General features: G+C 63.9%; 16 protein-coding genes, 1 tRNA gene and 1 pseudogene. 8 read left to right on the top strand and 10 right to left on the bottom strand.

The features are described from left to right. Window position 1: 1 nt before the first annotated feature. The gene (locus tag ACTHJF_RS16795) at window positions 2-952 is read right to left on the bottom strand and encodes a hypothetical protein (RefSeq protein ID WP_440268119.1); all 951 of its coding nucleotides are present in this window, start codon (window positions 950-952) and stop codon (window positions 2-4) included. A 144-nt stretch (window positions 953-1,096) separates the two neighbouring features. Between ACTHJF_RS16795 and ACTHJF_RS16800 the strand changes: the two genes are divergently transcribed. Beyond that, window positions 1,097-1,831: a recombinase family protein gene (locus ACTHJF_RS16800; protein ID WP_440268120.1), complete on the top strand. Its 735-nt coding sequence runs from the start codon at window positions 1,097-1,099 to the stop codon at window positions 1,829-1,831. Window positions 1,832-2,855: 1,024 nt separating this feature from the next. Here the strand turns inward: ACTHJF_RS16800 and ACTHJF_RS16805 are convergent. After that, a complete protein-coding gene (locus ACTHJF_RS16805; RefSeq protein WP_440268121.1) occupies window positions 2,856-5,702 on the bottom strand; it encodes a BPTD_3080 family restriction endonuclease in 2,847 nt (948 codons plus the stop codon). A 7-nt stretch (window positions 5,703-5,709) separates the two neighbouring features. After that, entirely contained in the window at window positions 5,710-8,979 is a 3,270-nt protein-coding gene (locus ACTHJF_RS16810; protein ID WP_440268122.1) for a site-specific DNA-methyltransferase, read from the bottom strand. Window positions 8,980-9,136: 157 nt separating this feature from the next. Between ACTHJF_RS16810 and ACTHJF_RS16815 the strand changes: the two genes are divergently transcribed. Then, window positions 9,137-10,417: a hypothetical protein gene (locus tag ACTHJF_RS16815; protein WP_440268123.1), complete on the top strand. Its 1,281-nt coding sequence runs from the start codon at window positions 9,137-9,139 to the stop codon at window positions 10,415-10,417. Window positions 10,418-11,187: 770 nt separating this feature from the next. Here the strand turns inward: ACTHJF_RS16815 and ACTHJF_RS16820 are convergent. The 5 genes and pseudogenes from ACTHJF_RS16820 to ACTHJF_RS16840 all read right to left on the bottom strand — a co-directional run bounded on the left by ACTHJF_RS16820 (window position 11,188) and on the right by ACTHJF_RS16840 (window position 13,774). After that, complete coding sequence (locus ACTHJF_RS16820) at window positions 11,188-11,670, bottom strand: hypothetical protein (RefSeq protein WP_440268124.1); 483 nt, start codon at window positions 11,668-11,670, stop codon at window positions 11,188-11,190. Between the two features lie 49 nt (window positions 11,671-11,719). Further along, on the bottom strand, window positions 11,720-12,001 hold the full coding sequence (locus ACTHJF_RS16825) for a hypothetical protein (protein ID WP_440268125.1): 282 nt from the start codon (window positions 11,999-12,001) through the stop codon (window positions 11,720-11,722). 50 nt (window positions 12,002-12,051) lie between these two features. Next, window positions 12,052-13,422 (bottom strand): tyrosine-type recombinase/integrase, encoded by a 1,371-nt coding sequence (locus tag ACTHJF_RS16830; RefSeq protein ID WP_440268173.1) that lies wholly within the window; start codon window positions 13,420-13,422, stop codon window positions 12,052-12,054. A gap of 66 nt (window positions 13,423-13,488) precedes the next feature. Then, window positions 13,489-13,614, bottom strand: a pseudogene (locus ACTHJF_RS16835) (DUF6538 domain-containing protein); the annotation flags it as partial. Window positions 13,615-13,697: 83 nt separating this feature from the next. Then, window positions 13,698-13,774, bottom strand: a tRNA-Met gene (locus ACTHJF_RS16840). 179 nt (window positions 13,775-13,953) lie between these two features. Here ACTHJF_RS16840 and ACTHJF_RS16845 point away from each other — a divergent pair. The 6 genes from ACTHJF_RS16845 to ampE all read left to right on the top strand — a co-directional run bounded on the left by ACTHJF_RS16845 (window position 13,954) and on the right by ampE (window position 18,182). Continuing rightward, complete coding sequence (locus tag ACTHJF_RS16845) at window positions 13,954-14,499, top strand: RNA pyrophosphohydrolase (protein WP_440268126.1); 546 nt, start codon at window positions 13,954-13,956, stop codon at window positions 14,497-14,499. 171 nt (window positions 14,500-14,670) lie between these two features. Then, entirely contained in the window at window positions 14,671-15,426 is a 756-nt protein-coding gene (locus ACTHJF_RS16850; RefSeq protein ID WP_440268127.1) for a DUF6776 family protein, read from the top strand. Beyond that, window positions 15,413-15,868, top strand: a complete 456-nt coding sequence (locus tag ACTHJF_RS16855) for a bactofilin family protein (protein ID WP_440268128.1) — start codon at window positions 15,413-15,415, stop codon at window positions 15,866-15,868. The genes ACTHJF_RS16850 and ACTHJF_RS16855 overlap by 14 nt, the downstream gene beginning before the upstream one ends. A gap of 48 nt (window positions 15,869-15,916) precedes the next feature. After that, window positions 15,917-16,285, top strand: a complete 369-nt coding sequence (gene erpA / locus ACTHJF_RS16860) for an iron-sulfur cluster insertion protein ErpA (RefSeq protein WP_423257470.1) — start codon at window positions 15,917-15,919, stop codon at window positions 16,283-16,285. Continuing rightward, window positions 16,255-17,268, top strand: coding sequence for an NAD(+) diphosphatase (gene nudC, locus ACTHJF_RS16865; protein ID WP_440268129.1), 1,014 nt, complete (start codon window positions 16,255-16,257; stop codon window positions 17,266-17,268). The genes erpA and nudC overlap by 31 nt, the downstream gene beginning before the upstream one ends. Window positions 17,269-17,312: 44 nt before the next feature. Continuing rightward, a complete protein-coding gene (gene ampE / locus ACTHJF_RS16870; RefSeq protein WP_440268130.1) occupies window positions 17,313-18,182 on the top strand; it encodes a regulatory signaling modulator protein AmpE in 870 nt (289 codons plus the stop codon). Window positions 18,183-18,270: 88 nt separating this feature from the next. On the opposite strand, the gene ACTHJF_RS16875 is transcribed toward ampE, so the two are convergent. Both ACTHJF_RS16875 and purD read right to left on the bottom strand, forming a co-directional pair. After that, window positions 18,271-20,145, bottom strand: a complete 1,875-nt coding sequence (locus ACTHJF_RS16875) for an MFS transporter (protein WP_440268131.1) — start codon at window positions 20,143-20,145, stop codon at window positions 18,271-18,273. A gap of 159 nt (window positions 20,146-20,304) precedes the next feature. Further along, window positions 20,305-21,588 carry a phosphoribosylamine--glycine ligase gene (gene purD, locus ACTHJF_RS16880; protein ID WP_440268132.1) on the bottom strand — a complete coding sequence of 428 codons (1,284 nt, stop codon included), beginning with the start codon at window positions 21,586-21,588 and terminating at the stop codon, window positions 20,305-20,307. Between the last annotated feature and the right edge of the window lie 66 nt (window positions 21,589-21,654).

A 21,654-nucleotide genomic window follows, 5' to 3' on the forward strand; every position in this document is an offset into this window, starting at 1 on the left:
CTTAGGCGGTCTGGTCGAGATCTTCAATGGCGCGGTCCAACTCGACCCGCGGAACCCGATCGAAGCGGATGGCGAACGCAATGCCGCGCACACCATCCCGCTTGGTCTGCCACCGTGGTGATGGCATACGCATCAACGCACAGAGCGCTTCGTAGTAGTCAATGAACTTCCGCTCGCTACGGCCTGCCCCAATGACGTACCGCCCGTTATGGCGAGACCGTGGATCGAACCATTCACCGCCCCTGGCGACAGGCACGACTACAAAGTCGACGCCCCCATCGGCCGGCGGCGGCTTCGTTGATGAGGCGCCTCGCTCCGTAGGCCGGTATCCGTTCTTGATCAACCATCCCAAGACCTTCTCCGGCTCGGCGTAGCGACGCCCGTTCTCCTCGACGGTCTCGAAGTTCTTCCGATGGGCATTGGTGGTGACCGTTGCTTCACGAGCATCTACAAGCAACGCCACCTCTGAGAGCGTCAGGCGCTGCCCCTGATCCACCTTGAGCCGCGCCTCGGCCAGCTCAAGCAACCCAAACAGAATGCCTCGGTAGAAGTGACCCAGGACGACTTCGCCAGCCCCCATCTCGAACGGCTCGGGAATGCCCTCGGGCTCGGGATTAGCTAAGCGCTCCTCCTCATAGGAGGCAACCGTCGCCGGAGAAAACACCCGCTCTGTCGCGTACCGAAGCCCCGACACGCTGCCCGGGACAGCATCACTCCACGCCTGCCTCTGTACGTAGCGCTCAACGGTAGAAACCAGCCGGCCGATCTCGAACCTGTCCAGTCGGTCCAGGTAGTCCGGATGCCCCCCTTGGGCATAGTCGCTATCCGGATCGAGGCCAAGCGCACGCAGGCCAGCCCCTGGTCCGATGATCTGATCCATGAGTACCGATTGCTCATGGATCAACAGCTGCACCTCTCGATCGAGCTGCGTGGATGTATAGCTGAGTGCCATCCCTGCTCCCCTGTGATGTTGTGTTGTCACAAAATAACAGATGATTCAGTGTCGTCAAGCTGTATGAATACATTTTTTCAATTTGTGGGGCGCGGCGATGCGTGGTACAAAACGGCCTAATGCTCGTTAGGCCATTCTGTACCCATGAAGATCGTCAGTTATCTCCGTGTTTCCACCCGGCGTCAGGGGAGCAGCGGACTTGGGCTTGAGGCTCAGCTCGCAGCCATCAACGAGTATGCCCGCCAACGGTCCGCATCGATCATTGAGACCTTCACGGAGATCGAGAGCGGCAAGGGCACCGACAGGCCACAGCTTCAAAGGGCGCTTCACCTCGCCAAGGTGACGGGCGCCACGCTCGTCATCGCCAAGCTTGACCGGCTTTCCCGCAACGCCGCATTTCTCCTCACGCTCCGGGATAGCGGCGTGCGTTTTATCGCTGCGGATATGCCCGATGCGAACGATCTGACCGTAGGAGTCATGGCATTGGTCGCCCAGCAAGAGCGCGAGGCGATTTCCAAGCGGACGCGGGAAGCGCTGGCTGCTGCAAGGAGCCGCGGAATGCGGCTAGGCAACCCGAACGGCGCTTCGGCCCTTCGTCGCGCAGGCAAGGGAAATGCGGCCAGTTTGCAATCTATCCGTACGGCAGCGGACGCACACGCTGGTGATTTGAGGCCCGTCGTTCGCGCTCTCGCCGCAGATGGAGTTACCAGTCTCGGCGCGATCGCTGTAGCGCTTAATAACAGGGGGATACTCACTCCCCGCAAAAGGAGCTGGCACAAGTCTTCGGTACGGAACCTCCTACTGAGAATTGGCTACCTGGACCGAGAGTCCATGGAGACCAATCCGTCGACTACTTGTGCCGGACTGGCTATCGACTGAGCCTGGGGGGAGCGGGACGCCAATCCCGCGAACAGGTCCTGATGCCCCGCGAAGTAGTAGCGGTTTGGGCCAAACTCCCCGTCCCGCGATGCCGGATTGACCGTACCGACGTCACGCCCGACGTTTTGAAGCAATTCAACCCCAAGTAGAGTGCTGATTGCGCGGCGAATATCGCGCTCGGGTATGCCTGTCTGCCTATAAATTCTTTCATACGAAGCTACGCTGTACTCGAACCGATTGTCGCGTATGGCCGCCAGGTAGAGATAAAGCTTCATAGCGTGAAGCTCATGCTTGCTGCGTAGGTTGAACCGAGTGAACGGCAAGATCTGGTTGCCACGCACTAGACGCCTGCATGGAAGCTTGAACCAGCGCCGATCGCCAAGCTCTAGCGAGTATTGGCGCCATTGGGATGACCCCTCTGGGTGCACTAGCCGTCGCTCGGCTAGTTCGGACAACGCCTGGGAGACTTTGGCTCGGGAAAGCCCGGTCGCAGACTGGAGCTGGTCGTATGTTGCGGCCGCCACGCGTCGCAGCACTACTGCATCGCTTTCATCGCGCTCTTCTTCTGAGCGAAACACGAGGGCAACGTACGTGATCAGCGCCGCAGTTAACGCGGAAGCCGGACGCTCCCCCACCCCCCAGCGCAGGGACGTGAGCGAATCAATCACCGGCCTAGAGGGAACGGCCACCCAAGGCTTCCATAAGCTCCTAGCGACCATTCGACTTCTCCTTTACTACATACAACGCATAGCCGGCCACGAGCACCGCAGCGAGTGGAACGCACGCCTTCACAAGTTCTACCAACATCCCCGCATTCGCGCCCAACCAAGTCAGGCAGCGGAGTACGAACTGAGACTTGTCCATGGAAAATAACCTCTGAGCTTCACCATGGACGAATTTTTAGGTTTCTACGTCGCTCTATCTAGATATCGGTGCAGATCAAGCTATCGCATGTAGTATTTTTTACCTTAAAAATCATATTTTTATGCAATGAAATGTCAGTACTTGCGAAACGCATCTTAGTTCACGAACGGGTGCCAGCTTGGCTCCCAGCATGCTCTTGGATCAGGTCGTGGATGTGCGCCGGCTCGAACGCCACATCCCAACACCAGGTGCCAAACCCACCCTTCTGGTTCACGCCCTTGACCCAGGCATCGAGCGCGGAGCGCTTGGCCTTGTTCTGCTCGCTGTCCTCGCCTTTGATCTCCAGGATCAGGGTGGAACCGTTCGCTAGGCGGATCAGGAAGTCGGGCACGTAGCGGCGCTTGGCGCCGTTCCACATGTAGTAAATCTGGAAACCGAGGTGGTCGTTCTTGGCGTAGGCCAGGACGTGTTCGCTGGTCTCTAGCAGGTTGGCTGCGTGAGCCTCCCACGCGCCATCGGCCACGACATGGCTGATCTGGGACTTCTGCGCAGGTTGGCAGAGCTTGGTGGTGTACCAGGTACGCATATATCGCGTCGAACCCACCGGGAACTCTTCATCGAACACCGGCTCGATGCGCTCCTGGTTCTGCTCCACGAGGTAGCGGAGCAGATGCTGGACCACTGTATCGATGTTCAGCGAGATCAGGATGCGCTTGCGGAGCGGCTCCTGATGGAACAGCGATGGCACATCAAGCTTGTCCGAATCAAGGAAGGCTTCGATCAGCCGGATCAACTGAAACGCCAGGTACTCGGGCGTGCCTGTGTACTGCCCCCTCAGCTGATCGTAGGCCTTGCGTGCGGCCAGGAAGATCAGGCGCTGCAAGCGGAACTCGTCTGGCAGCCTCTCCAGGTCGATATGAGTGATCTGATCCCATGCGCTGGCTCCGCCGAGCGCGGGCGCCATCTCGGCAGCCAAGGGCGTCCTGGCGGGGTCGAGTTTCAGTGGCTCCATCTTGGCCCAGTCGAGACCAAGACCTGGCCGAACGATGGGATCGACCCGCAGTACATTCGGCCAACGAATCTCAAGAGCGTTGCGCTCCTCCAGAGACTCGATCTGGGTGCTCGGCTTGGGGGGAGGCGGTGCCTCACCCTCGCCACTGAGATCCTGAAATACCGACAGCGGCACGCCGAACACGTTGACGAACTCAGGCTTGAATAGCTGGCGCTCAACTCCATCCGGGCCAACCACCGGCTCGGTGTCATAACCGACACGACGCAAGCCGCGTCCAATCACCTGCTCGCACAGAAGCTGGCTCGTGAAGGCGCGCAGGCCCATGATGTGGGTGACGTTCTTCGCGTCCCAGCCCTCGGACAGCATGGCTACCGAGATCACGTTCTGGAGATCCTGTCCCGCCGCACCGCGCTTGCCGACGTTGTCCACGATCGCCCGCAGAAGCTCTTCCTTCTTGAGGGACAGCAGCTCCGCCTTGCGGTCAGGATGGATATTCGCCGCCTCGACGATCTCGGTCAGGCGTGCCTCGTAGTCCTTGTCGGTTCCTGAAGACTCCCCTAGCTCTGCCTTCTCCAGCACCCTGGAGTCAACACGAAGGGTGCGGCTGCTGTTCCTAAGCTCCGCCCAGAAGACATCACCACTCGTGAAGTAGCGCTCGATACGCGCCGCGGTCTCGGTCCGATTGCAGACGGTGAGCAGGACCGGCGGCGAAGCATGACCACTGCTCGCCCAGTCCTCCGCCGCCTTGCGCCAATCGGCGCCCAGCAGGGTATAGGCCTGTTGCACCAGTTGCGGAAGCGGCTCGTGGGGCTGCGCCCCGCGACGATTGAGGTCTTCGTGGACCTCAGGGTCTCGGTAGAGGTGGTACAGCTTGGGCTTGAGCGTCTTGGTATCAGGCACGACACCGTCGCGCACCACTACGCGCGGAGTCTTCACCAGTCCCGCCTCGATGGCATCGTTCAAGCCGAAGTCGGAAACGATCCAATCAAACAGTCCGCCTTCGGTATTGGCCCTGCCGGTCGGGGCGAACGGGGTCGCCGACAGATCGAAACACCGCTGGATGCGTAACTCGCGGTGGATGCGGTCCAGTCCCTCGATCCAGCGGGTGGCCTCGTCCATATCCGCGCCGAGTTCCTCCGCGCGCCGCTTGGTCTCCCGGCTGCGCTTGTCCTCAGCGGACACGCGGTAGGCATGATGGGCTTCATCGTTGATGACGACGATGTCCTTGTAGCCGGCCAACTTGCCAAGCACGCGCTTGACGAACGCCTTGTCGCTCTCGTCGCCCTTCTTGACAACCGATCGGTCTGGCAGCTTCAACGGCAACAACGTGTGCCAGTTCTCGACCAGTAGTTCCATCTGGTTGAGCTTTGAGCGCAACGCCTCGGAAGGACACAGGCCGAACGCGTCGTAGTAGTTGTCCGTGTTCCCCGGATACAGCACCTGCAATCGCTCGCGCACCGTGAGCCCCGGCGCCACGATGAAGATCGCCCTGGAGAAGTCCTTGGTCCGCTTGGGGTAAGTGAGGGCGTTGAGCACCTGCCAGGTGATGACCATCGCCATCACCGTAGTCTTGCCGCTGCCCGTGGCCATCTTGTTGCACAGACGCTCCCAAGGACTGCCATCACCGGGCACGGCGATGCCCTGCTTGAAGTCGGCAGGGGCCTCAACCCACCAGATCAGGGTCTCGATGGCTTCCAACTGGCAGAAGTAGAAGGGGTATTGGCGTGCGCTGCTGTCGTTCCAGTGCTCAAGCAGACTGCGGGTCACCGTGGTGACACCCGGGTACTGCGCCTGTCGCCAGGCATCCACGCGCTCACGAATGCGCTCCACCAGCGCCAGCGGTTCCGTGCGACGCGTGTTGTTGCGTGTGTCGAAGATTTCGTAGCCAGCCGGACGGCGGCCATCGGCCAGCCTCAGAGAGCCTTGATGGTCTAACCAATGCCACCGAGGAGGCTCGAAGGGGGAGTTGACGATAAGCGACTTGGGAGCGGTCATCGGGGCCTCAGAGGAGCGGGATGACTTTGAGAGACTCGATGCCGCGGTCGTCCACGATCTTCACCGCCACCTTGCGGTTGTCGCCCGCCTCGAACGGCAGACTCACGGTGCCGTGCAGCTTGTCCAGCTTGCCCTCGTCCAGCTCGGCCTTGATGTCTTTCTTCAGCCTGTTCCAGCCATCCTTCTTGCCCGCCATGGGGAAAAACACCTGGTGTGGGAATAGGCTGCGCTCGTCGTAGTCGGTGTCCAGGCTCCAGGCGGCAATGTTCTTCTTGCCGCCGGATTTGAGTTCGCCGCTGGCAGTGTCGAAGTAGTCGAAACCGTGTACCTCGACGACATAGCGGCCATCCTTATGCTGGCGCACCGTCACTTCTGGCTGGCCCATCAGCCAGAAGCTCTGGTTGTGGCGGGCGCTCTTCTTCAGGTCCTCGGTAAGCAGGTCGGTGTTCATCTGTGCCTTGAGGGCGGTGATGCCCTTGGTGGCATCGATGTCCTTGGCGGCTTCCGGGTCAAAGGCGAAAGCGCAGAACACGATCATCTTCGGCCGCGGAAACAGGTCGCCGGCCTCGCGCATGGCCAGCTCCACCTGGCGCTGCTCCAGCGCGGCGTGTTCGGGGCCGAAGCTGACCACCACCCGCTCGCCGGAGTCCAGGTGGCCGGTGCAGTGCAGGTGCGGGGTGTCGGGCAAGCTTTCCAGCTCGGCGAAGCGCAGCATCTGGCCGCCTTTGCCGCGGATGCCTGTCTTGAGCAGCTCGTCGCGCCAGCGGTGCTGGCGGGCGGATTCGCCGCTGCGGGCGATGCTGGCATCGGCTTCGGCGACAGGCTGCGTCTCGTCCAACGCCACCACACTGGGGAAGGGCACGGCCTCCACGGTGAACGGGCCGGTGATGCGCAGCTTGTCCTTGGCCACTTGCGGCTGGTCGTACAGCACTTCCTGGTCGGCGTGGGCGGCGATGGAGTCGTCCATCTTCTTCTGCATGGCCTGGCGAGCGGCGTGGAAGGCGTCGAAGGCTGTGCGTGCGGCGGCAGGCCAGTCAGCCGGAAAATCGAACGGCACCTCCCATTCCAGGAGGGCGTTGGCGGGCACCTGCTCGCCGGTCGGCAGCGTGTGCCGGCCCTTTTCGTCGAAAGCGATCGCTTCGCCCTTGCGCCCGCCCTGGGTGACGGTGAACAGGCCGCGGGTGCCGACCAGCGTGGCGTTGAGCTGGCCCAGCGCCGCGTCAATGGCAGGGTGCATGCGCTCCCAGAGTTCGTCGATCTCCGGGTTGTTGGCGATGGACTTCAGGGTGACGTGCGGGACGGTCTTATAGATGAAGCCGGCCCTCAGTCCTTCGTGCGGGTACTTGAGGTCGTAGTAGTCATAACTGGCAGTCATTAGGCGCTGCTTGGCCAGGGTGACGGCCACGCGCGAGGTGTCGCAGGTGATCCAGCGGCGCCCCCACTTTTCTGCGACGAAGGCTGTTGTGCCGGAGCCGCAGGTAGGATCGAGAACTAGGTCGCCCGGGTCAGTGGTCATGAGGAGACAGCGCTCAATGACTCGTTCCGCGGTCTGCACAACATATACAAGCTCTTTTCCTATCTGCATTGATTCCCATCGATCGTCTACCGGGACTACGGGAAAATCATCCAAATAGCGCTTGTATCGAACCGTGGTTGCGGCCTGATCGACTCTTGATGCCTTTCCCAAGCGATGCATACCTGCCACCGACGTCTTCCAATGCGATGTTGTTTTAGGCACGTACTCACAATGCCTGAACAGGAATTTCTGATCCGCTCCCGATTGGCCGTCCGATATCAAGCTGGTCAACTGAAAGGCTTTTGAGCCTTCCGGCTTACTGGCTTCGCCGAACAATTCGGCCCTGCTAGCGCGCCTGGAAGATCCGCCTTCCAACTCAATGAAGTCATATCGGGTCATAGCCTTGTCTCCCTTCTGACGAGGGAGAAAAAGCTGACGATACTTCACTGAGCTTTTCCCCTTGGCGTACCAGATCAGGAAATCGACTGTCGCGCCGAGAAGCGCTCCCTCTTGGCTCCCCGTCTTCTGCACCTGGATGGTCGAGCAGTAGTTGTCGACACCAAAGACTTCATCGCAGATCTCGCGGACGTGATGCAGGTTCTCATCCGAAATCTGAACGAAGACACTGCCACTTTCGTGCAGCAACTCCTGCGCCAGTAGCAGCCTGTCGCGCAGATACGTCAGGTAGGAATGGATGCCCAGCTCCCAGGTATCCCGGAACGCCTTAATCATCTCCGGCTCTTGCGTCAGATCCTCGTCCTTGCGGTCCTTGACGTCGCGCTTATTCACGAAGGGCTGGAAGTTGCTGCCGTACTTAATGCCGTAGGGCGGGTCGATGTAGATCATCTGCACCTGTCCGGCCATGCCCTCCTTCTGCAGCAAGCTGTTCATCACCAGAAGGCTGTCGCCGGCCACTAGCCGGTTGCTCCAGCCGCGGTCGTGCTTGTAGAAGTCCACCGCCTCGCGCAGCGGCAGCGGCTCCTCGAACCAGGCACGGAACATGTCGGTCTGGCTGCCGTCAGCACCCTTGCCCTGCTTCATGCGCTTCTGGATGACGGCCAGGATGCTGGCCGGGTCGATGCGCTCGTGCACGTGCAGGCTAACGGTATCGACCTCGAAGCTCGTGCGCTCGGCCTTGCCGGTCCAGTTGAGGTACGGCTCCGCCTGCCGCTTGAGTTGCTCCAGCGCGGTGCGCATGGTCGCCTCGTCACCACTGGCCAGAGCGTCGTCGATCAGCGACTCGATATGCGCACGGCTGACGTCAAATTGGAGGGCCGGGTCGATGTGCGGGTCATAAGCCCAGGTGGTCTTGGGCTGGTCGGGATCGTTGTCCGGTGTCACCACGCCAACATCGGGATTGTTGGTGCGCTTCTGTTCGTGCTGGTAGGCCAGCACCTTGGCGCCGTCATTGCCCTTGCGCGCCTTAACCTCCGCCTTAGCCTGCCTGGCTTCCGCGAGCGTCATGCCTGCCTGCTTGGGCTTTGGCAGGTCCGCATCTGCGGGCTTCTCCTGCACTGCAAGGGTTAGAGGGATGGCCTCATCCACGACACGCCTGACAGACCCACCTCGACCTTGGCCCTTAGCCACCTTGCCCGCCTCGACTAGAGCATCGCGGGCCTCGAAGTAATCCTCTTCGGTGAATTTCGCGCCGAGTCGCTCAGCGATCAGCTCTCGCAGCTTCATGTTGCCCATGCTGCCGCCGTCCTTGGGCAGCTCCTTGAGAATGGCCTTGCGGATGTCCGCCACCGACACTGTCGCCATCTGTACTTCCCCTGTTCTGAGCCCTCATACCTTAAACGCTATTCACCGGAAGGGTCAGCAGTCCCGGTGCGAGCGGCATTCGCTCCCTGTAAGATCTTGCGTTCGTATCCGACCCTCGCTGTGCTCGTGCCTGAGGGGTGTCGATTTTAGGTACCTCATGTACGTCTCACCCGACTCCGCGCCTAGGGACAGGGCGTTCGACCCGTCCCGAACTCCCGCACGGCCAGAAATCCACCAGCTCATCGCCGAGGTCCTTCTCCAACTTGAGGGAAGCGAAGATCGGCGCCGCAAGCGCACGCGCAGCGCCCAGGTCATCCACGAGCGCGCGGTCTCGGCCCTCGTATGCGACCTCGCCCACCGTCACCTTGCTAAGCCTGGTGGCTGGCTCACCGTGGAGCTCACCAAGGCGCTCCTAAGCCCCGCCCGGCGCCGCGCTCCCTTCATGACTGAGCGGTTCGCAGATCTCGTGAAGCAGATCGCGGCCTGCGGGTGTGCGGAGATGCAGTTGGGCGATCAGCATCCGCTGGGGAGGAGGACGACCATCCGAGCCAGCACGACCCTGCAGCGCCGCATCAGTGAGCTGAGCGTCGACTTCGACTGCTTCGGTCGCGATCCGCAGTTTCTCGGCGAGCCGCTTGAGCTGAGGGGGCCGAAGACGAAGCGGTTCATCGCCGGCAAGGTGGTGCTCAAAGGAGACAAGCTGCCGCTTCCCGATACTCCGGAAGTCGAGCGTTTGCGCGGCCAGGTGCAGACGATTAATGCCTGGCTCGCGGCGGCAGATCTCAGCTGGGAGGGGTCAGAGAAGCTCGATCCCAGCCAGAGGTTTCTCAGACGCATCTTCAACGATGGCTCGCTTGAACTGGGCGGGCGATTGGAAGGCGGGTTCTGGCAGCGGGCCTCGGGCAGCGACCGACTCACCAGTATCTCGATCCAGGGAGAGCCCATCGCCTCTCTGGACTTCGCGCAATCGGCCATGCGCATGGCCTATGCCCAGATGGGGGAAGAGCCGCCGACAGGGGATCTCTACGCGGTGCCTGGCCTACATCCTTACCGGAGCGAGACCAAGCAAATCCTCAATGCGTTGCTCAGTGCGGGCAGCGAGCGGACTCGGTTTCCCCAGAACACTCGGGGACAGATGCCACGTAGTTGGAAGTTCGAGCGGGTCTACAGGGCCATTGCTCGCCACCACGCGCCTATCGAGCCGCTGTTCGGCACTGGGGCAGGACTCCGATTCATGCACCAGGAGAGCGAGATCCTAATCCGGACACTGCTGCGACTAAAGGATCTGGGGATCGTGGCACTGCCCATCCACGACTGCGTCTTGGTACCGGTCTCCGCCAAGGAGGTGGCCAAGGGAATTATGGAGGAGGCCTTCTTGGAGATCACAGGTGTCGCTGGTGTGGTGGATATGGAAGAAAGACCAACAAGGACTTGCTGAGGAAGAGACAGAACAAGGCTCTGCCAGGACATCCACAGTAATCACCTCAGCCTCCCCATAAGTAGGGGGCGTAAGCGATGAAACTCTTATGACCGCACCGAATCGCCAGCAGAGACTGGCCTCACTCCACAACCGCATTGCCTCGCCCCAGGATGCCTACGAGCGATGCCGGGTCTATCCGTGCGCGAACCGAACCACCGCTGACAAGGGCGAAGGCCTGAATCGGCTGTACTGCCGGCAGCACATCGAGCACTACCGGAGACACGGAAGTTATGTGAAGAGCAGTTACCGTAGCCAGGAACTGTGGCCCTACCGGCAGACCGCCCTGCGCTGGCTTCAGAGCCGCAACGACCTACCACTGGTACGTCGAGCCATCGCGAGTGTCCGCGGCCTCTACGCGAGCGCAGGAGCGCCCGTAGAGGCGTTCCGGTTAGCTGGTCGCCCACCGCGAGATCGTGCGCGAGCCATTTGGGCGAGATTGCGAGCGAAGGAGGTCCATCCCGTCCTCGTCGTCGCTGCGTGGCTGGCCGTCCTGCTTCGTTTGGAAGACGACCCCCAGCCCGACAGGCACGAGGAGTACCGAAGGGTTCAAGCGGCCAAGCTGCTCCATCGCATGGCAGGAGGCACCCACAAGCGATGGGAGAGAGCGCTCCCCGATGGGACCGTGGAATCGACGGAACTGCACAAGCATCCGGTCAGCCGGGGACGCGTCCTTCGAGTGCTGGGGGACTCCTTGGCTGCCGCGTGTGACGGCCTTGAAGCGGAGACAGTCACTGGCTCGCAGTGGGGGCAGCAGTTTTCAGCTGTTCAACCGCAGCGCGATAAGCAGCCGGACTCACCCGACTGAAACGCATGGGGGCTGCGCCATCCATAACGATGCTTATGGCATCGCCCTCCAGCTTGCCCATGATGGGCATCGGCTGGGGCCACCGAGTCGACGACAGGCTCAAGGACAGCACGCCTTGAGAAACCCACCCGTTAGCAGCGGCACTGATTTCCCCGAACCCTGGTAGGTCCTCCCAGTGGGAAGAAGACATCTTCCATTGACCAAGAAGATGCCCGTCGGCCGACTGCCGAAGCTCCAAGTATTCGATGGTGTCCGCGGTCGACCACATGTAGGAACCAGTCACGTCACTTGATGCGGCGGCCGGACTGTCCGCATGCGCCTCATGGCCACCATGCGGCCAAACGAAGAGGGTGAAGCCAATAGCGGCAGCCGCAATGAGCACCAATGCCGAAGCGATGTACTTCATCCTCACCACTCCCTGGCTCCTCGTAGATTCCCGCTGCTGGTGAATGTTGTTACGACTCACCGCGTCGCATGGCACGGATCGCCGTGCTTGCCATCAAGATGTTGCAGAACATGACGACATCAGACTCGGTTCTGAGTGAATAGATGGCCCTTCCGTAGCTATCGACCTTGGGATGTGATGTTTCCCAAGCATGAATCTGGAGGTAGCCCACCCGGTTCAACTTCACCTGGAAGGCAGTCGCATGATGGTTGTCGTCGAAAATGCGCAGCTGGAGCTTGGTCCGAGTCACCTGCCAATCCTGACCGATGGCCACCTGCTCAATGAAATCCATCCACTGCGCCTGCTTCTCTCGACTAGCCATCGTTCGCCCCCCCCAAGGTGTCAGATAGGCAAATGTAACCTTCCCAGAGCGTCGGCGAGGGTACTCAAGCCAGTCCGCTTCCCATATCGGCCCGTGGTGATGTTGTCGTTCTCGTGCCCGAGGATCTCCGCGATCTGATATTCCGGGATACCGAGGTCTTTCAGCCGTGTGGCCATCGTGCCTCGGAAACTCTGGAACGTCTTGCGCTTGTCAGACACGCCAGCCTGGCGCAACCAGCGGTTCAGTTGCTTCGATAGTCTGTCGACGTTACCCCGGGTGGCCTTATCGGTGAACCGGACACGCTCCGGGAACAGGAACTCGCCCTCGCAGCCCTTCACGAAGTCAACCAGCCCAAGCTCCAGCAAACGCGGGTGGATGGGGACGAGGCGCTGACTGCTGTCGGTCTTCAGGGTCTTCTGTTCGGACTCCTCGTTGAAGTCGAACACCCAGACCCCCTGGTCCTGGCGGACATCAACCTTCCGAAGTTGAGCAGCCTCGCCCATGCGACAGCCGGTGTACGCCATGATTCGAGGAATCCAGACACCGTAGGGCTCGCGAGGTGCACCGGCGATATAGGCGAACAGCGACTGGATGTCGCCGTCATCGAAGACCTTCCGGGCGTCCTGGGCACGCCCCTCCTCCACATCACGGAGGACGGTGGCCGGGCTTTGAGTGATGTGGTCGTGCTCCTGCGCCCACCGGAAGATGGTTCGCACGTGCTGATAGATCTTGTTGACGCTCCGGGATTCCAGCCGAGGCACCTCTTGATCGCCAAGGTGGTCCAGGACCTGGCGAGGGCTTAGGCCCGGATACTTCTTGCTCATGTTGGCCGGCAGCTTGACGATCTCCAGGCCAAGGCGTCGGATGGCGTCCTTGGTGACCTCGGCAACCGGCGGATCGCCAAGCAACAGCGCGATCATCTGGAGAATGCTGCGCCCCTGGGCCGCCGTCCGAGCGGACCACTTTCCTTGAGCGATCCGCTCCTCGGCATACATGGACGCGATCTCGGACACCTTCGGGGTCACCTTGGGAGCGGCCTCAGTCGCCGTCTCCAGGGGCACGGAGCGATGACGCGGATGCCTGAGCGGTTCGCCGGAGAGCACCCGCAGCTCGGCTTTGGTGGCCGTGAGCTGAGCCTCCAGCACCCGTCTGGCCAGTACCCGTAGATCCGTCTCAGACGCCTCAGGAGCGAGCTGACGCGCAACGGGAAGGGTCTGCCTCAGATCGAGCTCAGCGAGCGATCCAGCGAGGTCGTGGCACTTCTCGTTGAGCTGGAAGGAGTATTCCTCCAAACCACCCGGCGTCCAGTCCAGCGCCAGACGCGCTTCAATCTCGTCGAAGGACGCGATGAGGTACTGCCTGGTGAGCGCGTCCAGTTGGTCCTTGGTCATGAATCGGCCGTTCTTGCGCAAAAGGCCGAGGAGGGTGCCGATATGGGGCTCCCAAAGCAACCGTCGTCGGTTAGCTTCCCGAAGATCAGCCGTTCGGAGGCTGCGGGTGATCTCCACTCGCCCCAGGAGAGCCTGGAGATCACGCGGGACGACGATGCGGGAAGTAAAAGAATTTCCTCTGCGCTGTAGCACTTGCTGAGCACTCGCTGTAGCGGTTAGCCAAAACGGTGCAGAAACGCTAGGAAATTTAACCTCTTCAAAGAGTTAGAAGAGATTGGTGGCTATGGGTGGACTCGAACCACCGACCCCAGCATTATGAGTGCTGTGCTCTAACCAGCTGAGCTACATAGCCATGATCTGACACGCCCGCTGACCGGTTCTGTCCAGCGGGGCGCGGCAGTGTACTGGCGGGGCTGGCGCGGTTCAAGTCTCGGCTTGCTGCCTGTTTGGCCGCTATGGTTGAATCGTCCACGGAAGTACCGGCCCCGCGCGCCTTGCAGCGGCAGACTCCGGACTTCTCCAGGAGACGACATGATCGATGTTGATGGCTATCGTCCGAACGTGGGCATCGTGCTGTTGAATGGCGATGGCCGACTGTTCTGGGCGCGTCGCGTCAACCGCGATGGATGGCAGTTTCCGCAAGGTGGCATGCGCAGCGACGAAACGCCGCTTGAGGCGATGTATCGCGAACTGCAGGAAGAAACCGGCTTGTCGCCCGAGCACGTCGAGGTGATCGGCGCCACGCGCGGCTGGCTGCGCTACCGGCTGCCGCATCGCTACGTTCGCCACCACCAGCGCCCCACCTGCATCGGGCAGAAGCAGGTGTGGTTCCTGCTGCGACTGGTGGGCGGTGAGGACGCGCTGAAGCTCGATGCCTGCGAGAAGCCCGAGTTCGACCTCTGGCGCTGGGTCGATTTCTGGTATCCGGCGGCCCATGTGGTGAACTTCAAGCGCCAGGTGTACGAGCGGGCGCTGCGTCAGTTTGCACCGCTGGTCGAAGGCCTGCTCAGCCTGCAGGTCGGCGCACCGCCGCCGCCGCGCGAACACGGCGGCTCCAAGGGACGCGAAGCGGCCTGAGCACCCGGCGGCCCGCCATCGGCCCGCCCCTGTAACGTCGGTTGGCCCAAGTGCTCGGCCTGATCGCCCGCTGGGCGATGCGCTGAGGACCCTTTGGCAGATTCGCGCCCTGTTCCTTGACGCTTCCGTCACGGGACGGCTATACGTTCCCTCTTTGCCTGGAGGGGCCGCATGCCACCTCGCCCACCACCGCGCTTCGTCGTGCAGACGCATGACACGGCCAGCCGGCGCCGGCGTCGCCTGCTGCTGATCGCGGTTTGGCCGCTGAGCCTGGTGGTGGTTGCCGCGGTGGCACTGTGGCTGCCCCAGGCGCCGGTACCGCTGGTGCACAACAATCGTGCGGCGCTCAAGCAGTTGCAGGCGGAGAACGAGCAGCTCAAGCAGCAGGTAGCCGGGCTGCAGCGATCGCAGCAGGTCAACGATGTGGCCATGCGCTCGCTGCAGGACACCTTGACCGAGCGCGAGGAGCAGATCAGCGGCCTGCGCGCCGACCTGGGCTTCTATTCGCGCCTGGTCGGAGGCGACGGCCAGCGACAGGGTCTGCGCGTGCAGGAAGTCCGCGTCCAGGCGGTACCGCAGTCCCATGCGTGGGATCTCACGCTCAGCCTCACCCAGAACGTGCGTCGCGGCGACCAGACCAGCGGCAAAGCCACGGTCACCGTGGAAGGCCTGCACGGCGACAAGGTCGAGCAGCTGGACTGGACGGCCTTGGGCGACGCGGCGCAGAAGGACGGCCTGCCGTTCTCCTTCAAGTATTTCCAACAGTTGCACGCCACGTTCGTGCTTCCGGCCGACTTCCGGCCCACCCGACTGCGCATCCACGCCATGCCCGGCAGCGGCACTGCCGCCGACCGCACGGTGGCGTGGGCCGACGCGCTCAATGGCAACATCACCCATGCCCAAGGGGACAACGATGCTCAACCGTAAACGCGCAGGCCGTGACTCGCCCAGCCACGACACCAGCCTGATTGCCCGCGGCACCATCGTCCGCGGCGACGTGCACTTCACCGGGGCGCTGCATCTGGATGGGTGCATCGAAGGCGCCGTGATCGCCGAGGCCGAGGACGCCGTGCTGACCGTGAGCGATCACGGCCAGGTGATCGGGGAAATCCGCGTGCCACATGCGGTGGTCAACGGCCGTATCGACGGCAACGTGCTCAGCGACGCCCGGCTCGAGCTGGCGGCACAGGCGTGCATTTCCGGCGACGTGCACTACCGCCTGCTGGAAATGGCCGCCGGGGCCCAGGTGAACGGCCGCATGGTCCACGTGGGCGCGGAGGTGGCCCGTGAGTTGACCGCCCCGAAAGCGCTCGCCAATACGCCCGCCGCGGCCGAGGCGGAGTCGGCGTCGGCGTCGGCGTCGGCCTGAACACGCTATGCTTGAGGTCGGGCGTTAGCCACCTCATATGTAGCCGTCATGGAAACCATCGTCGCCTTTCCCGATTACCGCAGCGCGCAGGCGCCGCTCGTGTTCACCGACGCCGCGGCACGCAAGGTGCACGAGCTGATCCAGGAAGAGGGCAATCCCGAGCTCAAGCTGCGCGTGTACATCACCGGCGGCGGTTGCTCGGGGTTCCAGTACGGCTTCACCTTCGACGAAACGCGCGCCGAGGACGATCTCGCGCTTGAGCGCGAGGGCGTCACGCTGCTGGTCGATCCGCTCTCGCTTCAGTATCTGGGCGGCGCCGAGATCGACTACGCCGAAAACCTCTCCGGCTCGCAGTTCGTGATCCGCAATCCGAACGCCAAGACCACATGTGGCTGCGGCTCCTCCTTCTCCACCTGAGCCGGACCCGCACGGGCGTGCAGCAACAGAACACTTTCAGCGGCCTCAGCCTCCGCCTCGACCGCACCGCGGAACGCCGCGACGAGCGCGACTGGATCGACGCCCGTGCCGGTGACACCACGGCACGCTTTCTCGTGCTGGATGGCGAAGACCTCGCCTACGTCCAGCGTGGCGCCGAATCGCTGCGCTGGCTTGGCGCCGACGAGCGCACCCGCTGGTTGCCGGACGCCGAGCCCACGTTCCTGGGTACCGACGAGGAACACGCCTACTTCCTGGTGCGGCTGGATGCGGCCGGACGCGGTGCCGCCGACGCAGCAGCGCTCGAGGAGGCGCTCGACGCGCGGCGCATCCACCTGCGCCAGGCCGGTCTGCAGCTGGACGCCCACGAGGCCGCACTGTTCGCCTATGCCAAGGGGCTCGCGCACTGGCAGCGCGAGATGCGCCATTGCACGGCCTGCGGGGCGCGCGTGGCGCTGGTCGCCTCCGGCCATCGCGCGCAGTGCACCGGCAGCGACTGCGGCAAGCTGCATTTCCCGCGCACCGACGCGGCGATCATCGTGATCGTCGAGCACGAGGGCGCCTGCCTGCTCGGCCGCCAGGCGGGCTGGCCCGCGGGGCGCTACTCCACGCTCGCCGGTTTCGTCGAGCCCGGCGAATCGCTGGAGGACGCCGTACGTCGCGAGGTCGCCGAGGAGGCCGGTGTGCGCGTCGACGAAGTGCACTACCACTCCTCACAGCCGTGGCCGCTGCCCGCGTCGCTGATGATCGGCTTCACCGCCACCGCACACGACCGCGCGATCCGCCTGCGTGACGGCGAGCTGGAAGACGCCCGCTGGTTCACGCCGCAGGAGATTGCCTCGGGCCTGGCCGACGGCAGCTTCGCCACGCCACCGAAGTTGTCGGTGTCCTACCGACTGCTGGCGCACTGGCTGCACGCACGCGCAGGGCTGACGCTGGACGAACTGATCGCCCGCGCGCGCTGAGTTCACTCGCTTACAATGCGGACTCCCATTCCTGGAGTTTCCGCATGGCCATCCGCCTGCTCGCAGCCCTGGTCGCCCTGGGCCTGCTCCATCTGCTACCGCAGCTGGCGCGCTGGCATGTTGACGGCCTGCAGCGTCGCTGGGTGGCTGCACTGGGCGATCTGCACGGCGCCGTACGCGTGCTGGTGCTGGCGGGCGTACCGGTGGTGCTGTGCTTGCTGCTGGCAACGGCGCTGCACCACGCGTTCCTGGGTGACCTGGCGCTGCTCGCGCTCGACGTGCTGGTGCTGCTGTTCTGCTTCGGCCCGCGCGCGTTCGAGGCTGATCTTGAGACGATCCTCGCTGCACCCGACCGCCCCAGCCGCGAGGCGGCCGCGCAACAGCTGGCCGATGGCGGCGAGCGTGTGACGTGGAGCGCCCACGGGTTGGGCGAGGCGATCGCCTATGCCGCGCTGCGTCGGCGCTTCGGTGCGCTGCTGTGGTTCTTCGTGCTCGGGCCGGCCGGTGCGCTGGGCTACCGGCTGGTGCAGTCGCTGGGTCGCGACGACACCCTGCCGCTCGATAGCGCCAGCCGCGAGGCGGCGCGGTGCACGGCCAACGCCCTGGATTGGGTACCGGCGCAGTTGCTGGTGTTCACGCTGGCGGTGGTCGGCCACTGGGATGCGGTGATGGCCGCGTGGAACCGCTGGCGCCAGCAGGCCGGTGACGGTCACTGGTATCGCGAGGAGCCCGGCTTTCTTGCCGCAGCCGCGTGCGCCGACATCGACGTGGAGATTGAGGCCGGCGATGGCTACGTGGAAGAGCGCAGCGACCCGCTGCTGGAGCTGGTGCGCATGCGCAGCGCCTTCCTGCGTGCACTGGTGGCCTGGATGAGCGTGGTCGCGCTGGTGGTGATGGGCAGCTGGCTGGCCTGACCCCGCCTCACGTAGGAGCCCGCTCGCGGGCGATGCTGTTGGCTTTGATATCGATTCGAAGCGAAAAGCATCGCCCGCGAGCGGGCTCCTACGCGAGGTCGCCGCGCAGTTCGCGCACGCGCGCTTCCAGCGCGGGCGCCGTGACCTGCTCCGGCGAAATCGGCGCATCCACCACCAGCTCCACCCGCGCACGGAATCGCCGCGGCAGGCGCGAGCGCCCCATCATCGAATCGCGCCGGCTCCACACGCTGCCCCACAACCCGCGCAGCGCCATCGGCACCACCGGCACCGGGCGGCGCGCGAGGATCTTTTCCACGCCGGGACGAAACGTCGCGATGGCGCCGTCACGGGTGAGCCCGCCCTCGGGGAAGATGCACACCAGCTCGCCGTCGGCCAGAGCTGCATCGATCGCCTCGTAGGCGGCGGCGAGCACCGCTGGATCCTCCTTCTGGCCCGCGATGGGAATCGCCTTGGCGGTGCGAAACACGAATTTCAGCAACGGAATGTTGAAGATCCGGTAGTACATGACGAAGCGCGCGGGCCGGCGCAGGTGCGCCATCAGCAGCAGCGGGTCCATGAAACTCACGTGGTTGCACACCAGCAGCGCCGGGCCCTCCTCCGGCAGGTGCCGCATGCCATCCACGCGTACCCGGTAGAGCGTGTTCACCAGCACCCAGGTGATGAACCGCATCAGGAACTCGGGCACCAGGGTGAAGATGTAGACCGCCACCAGCACGTTGAGCAGCGCGGCAACCAGGAAGATCTGCGCCGACCCCAGCCCCGCCCGGCTCAGCGCCAGGCCAGCGACCGAGGCCACCACGATGAACAGCGCGTTGAGGATGTTGTTGCCGGCGATCACCCGCGAGAGCCGGTCGCGCGGCGTGCGCGCCTGCACGAAGGCGAACAGCGGCACCACGTAGAAGCCGGCGAACACGCCAATCAGGGTGAGGTCGAGCACGATGCGCCAGCTGCCCGCCGCGGCCAGGAACGCCTGCCAGTGCAAGCCCATCTGCGCCGCCGCGCCCGGGCGCGCCAGATACAGATCCACGCCGAACGCGGTGAGCCCGAACGCGCCCAGCGGCACCAGGCCGATCTCCACCCGCTTGCCCGACATCCGCTCGCACAGCAGCGAACCGACGCCGGTGCCCAGCGAAAACAGCGTGAGCACCAGGGTCAGCACGCTGCCGTCGCCGCCGAGGTTGTGCTTGGCATACAGCGGCAGCTGCGCGGTGAGCATGGTGCCGAAGAACCAGAACCAGGAGATGCCCAGTACCGCGTTGAATACCGCCCGATCGGCGCGCGTGATGCCGAGCACGCGCACGGTTTCGGTGACCGGGTTGGGGTTGAACACCAGGTGCGGCGCGGTGGCCGGCGCGGGCGGAATGGCGCGGCTGCAGGCGTAGCCGACCAGTGCCACGGTGAGCGTGGCGACCGCCGCGGCCCACGGCCCGATGCCGGCCAGCAGCATCAGCGAATTGCCGGCGACCATGCCGATCAGGATCGCCAGCTGCGTGCCCATCTCCACCATGCCGTTGCCGCCGACCAGCTCGGTGGGCTGGAGCGCCTGCGGCAGGATCGCGTACTTGATCGGCCCGAACACCGTCGAATGCACGCCCATCATGAACAGCACGCTCAGCAGCAGCGGCAGGTTGTGGGTGTGGAATCCCCAAGCGGCGAGCGCCATCGCAGCAATCTCGAACAGCTTCACGTAACGGATGATGCGGGTCTTCTCGAACTTCTCCGCCAGCTGGCCCGCGGTGGCCGAAAACAGGAAGTACGGCAGGATGAACAGCGCCGGCGCCAGGTTGGTGTACAGCGACACCTCGCGGTCAGGCAGCCCCATCTGCACGGCCGCCAGCATCACCATCGCATTGCGGAACGCACTGTCGTTGAACGCGCCCAGCGCCTGGGTCCAGAAAAACGGCGCGAAGCGCCGGCGGCCGAGCAGGGTGAATTGGCTCATGCAGATCCCGTGGGAAAACGCCGGCGCCTAGCCTAGCGTGAATGCACCACCGCACGCGCCGTTCCCACCGCACGACTTCGCGCGCGATTCGGAGCGCGCCGGGAGCGGCGCACCACCCGAGCCACCTGTCACGCCGATGCGGCGGACCCCGTGGCTTGCCTAGCGCCGATGCAGCGCGCGATGCGCGATATCGCGGCGGTAGAAAGCACCGTCGAAGCGAATCTTCGCCGCCGCTGCGTAGGCATGCTCGCGCGCGGCGGCGATGTCCTTGCCCAGCGCGCAGATGGTGAGCACGCGGCCCCCTGCCGTGACCGGGCGACCCTGTGCATCGAGCCGGGTGCCGGCATGAAACACCTTCGCTTCCGGCGCCAGCGGCGTGTCCAGGCCCTCGATCGGAGTACCGCTCTTCACCGGGCCGGGATAGCCGCCAGCGGCCATCACCACCCCCAGCGACGGGCGCGGATCCCAATGCGCCTTGGTGTGGTGCAGCTCGCCATCGAGCGCGGCTTCGATCAGCTCCACCAGGTCGGACTTCAGCCGCAGCATGATCGGCTGCGTCTCCGGATCGCCGAAGCGCACGTTGAATTCGATCACCTTGGGGTTGCCGGCCTTGTCGATCATCAGCCCGGCGTAGAGGAAGCCGATGAACGGGGCACCCTCTCCGGCCATGCCGCGCAGAGTCGGCTCGATCACCTGCTTGAGGATGCGCTGCTCCACCTCCGGCGTGACCACCGGCGCCGGCGAATACGCGCCCATGCCGCCGGTGTTGGGACCGAGGTCATTGTCGTCGCGGCGCTTGTGGTCCTGGCTGGAGGCCATCGGCAGCGCGTGGCTGCCGTCGCTCATGACGATGTAGCTGGCTTCCTCGCCGTCGAGGAACTCCTCGATCACCACCCGCGCCGAGGCATCGCCGAACGCATGGCCGCCGAGCATGTCATGCAGCGCCTGCTCGGCATCGGCCAGGGTCAGCGCCACCACCACGCCCTTACCCGCCGCCAGGCCGTCGGCCTTTATCACGATCGGCGCGCCGTGCTCGCGCACGTAGGCGAGCGCGCGGTTCACGTCGGTGAACACGGCGTAGTGCGCGGTGGGAATGTTGTGGCGAAGCAGGAAATCCTTGGCGAACGCCTTGGAGCCCTCCAGCTGCGCGGCGATCGCACGCGGGCCGAAGATGCGCAGCCCGGCGCCGCGGAACTTGTCCACCACGCCGGCCACCAGCGGCACCTCGGGGCCGACCACGGTCAGGCCCACCTTCTCGGCCTTGGCCAGCGCCAGCAATCCGGCGATGTCGTTCGCTGGGACGTCGGCGTTGCGCACGCCACGCTCGCGCGCCGTGCCCGCGTTGCCCGGCGCCACGATCACCTCGTCGACCCGCGGCGACTGCTTGAGCTTCCACGCCAGCGCGTGCTCACGCCCGCCGTTGCCGATGACCAGAACCTTCATGCCGTGCTCCGAAAATGCCCCACGCGCCCGCGACGCAGGCGCGCATTGTAGCGGCACGGTCGGCCG

The organism is Dyella sp. (genome assembly GCF_051962475.1).
In the GTDB taxonomy this organism is placed as follows: domain Bacteria; phylum Pseudomonadota; class Gammaproteobacteria; order Xanthomonadales; family Rhodanobacteraceae; genus Dyella_A.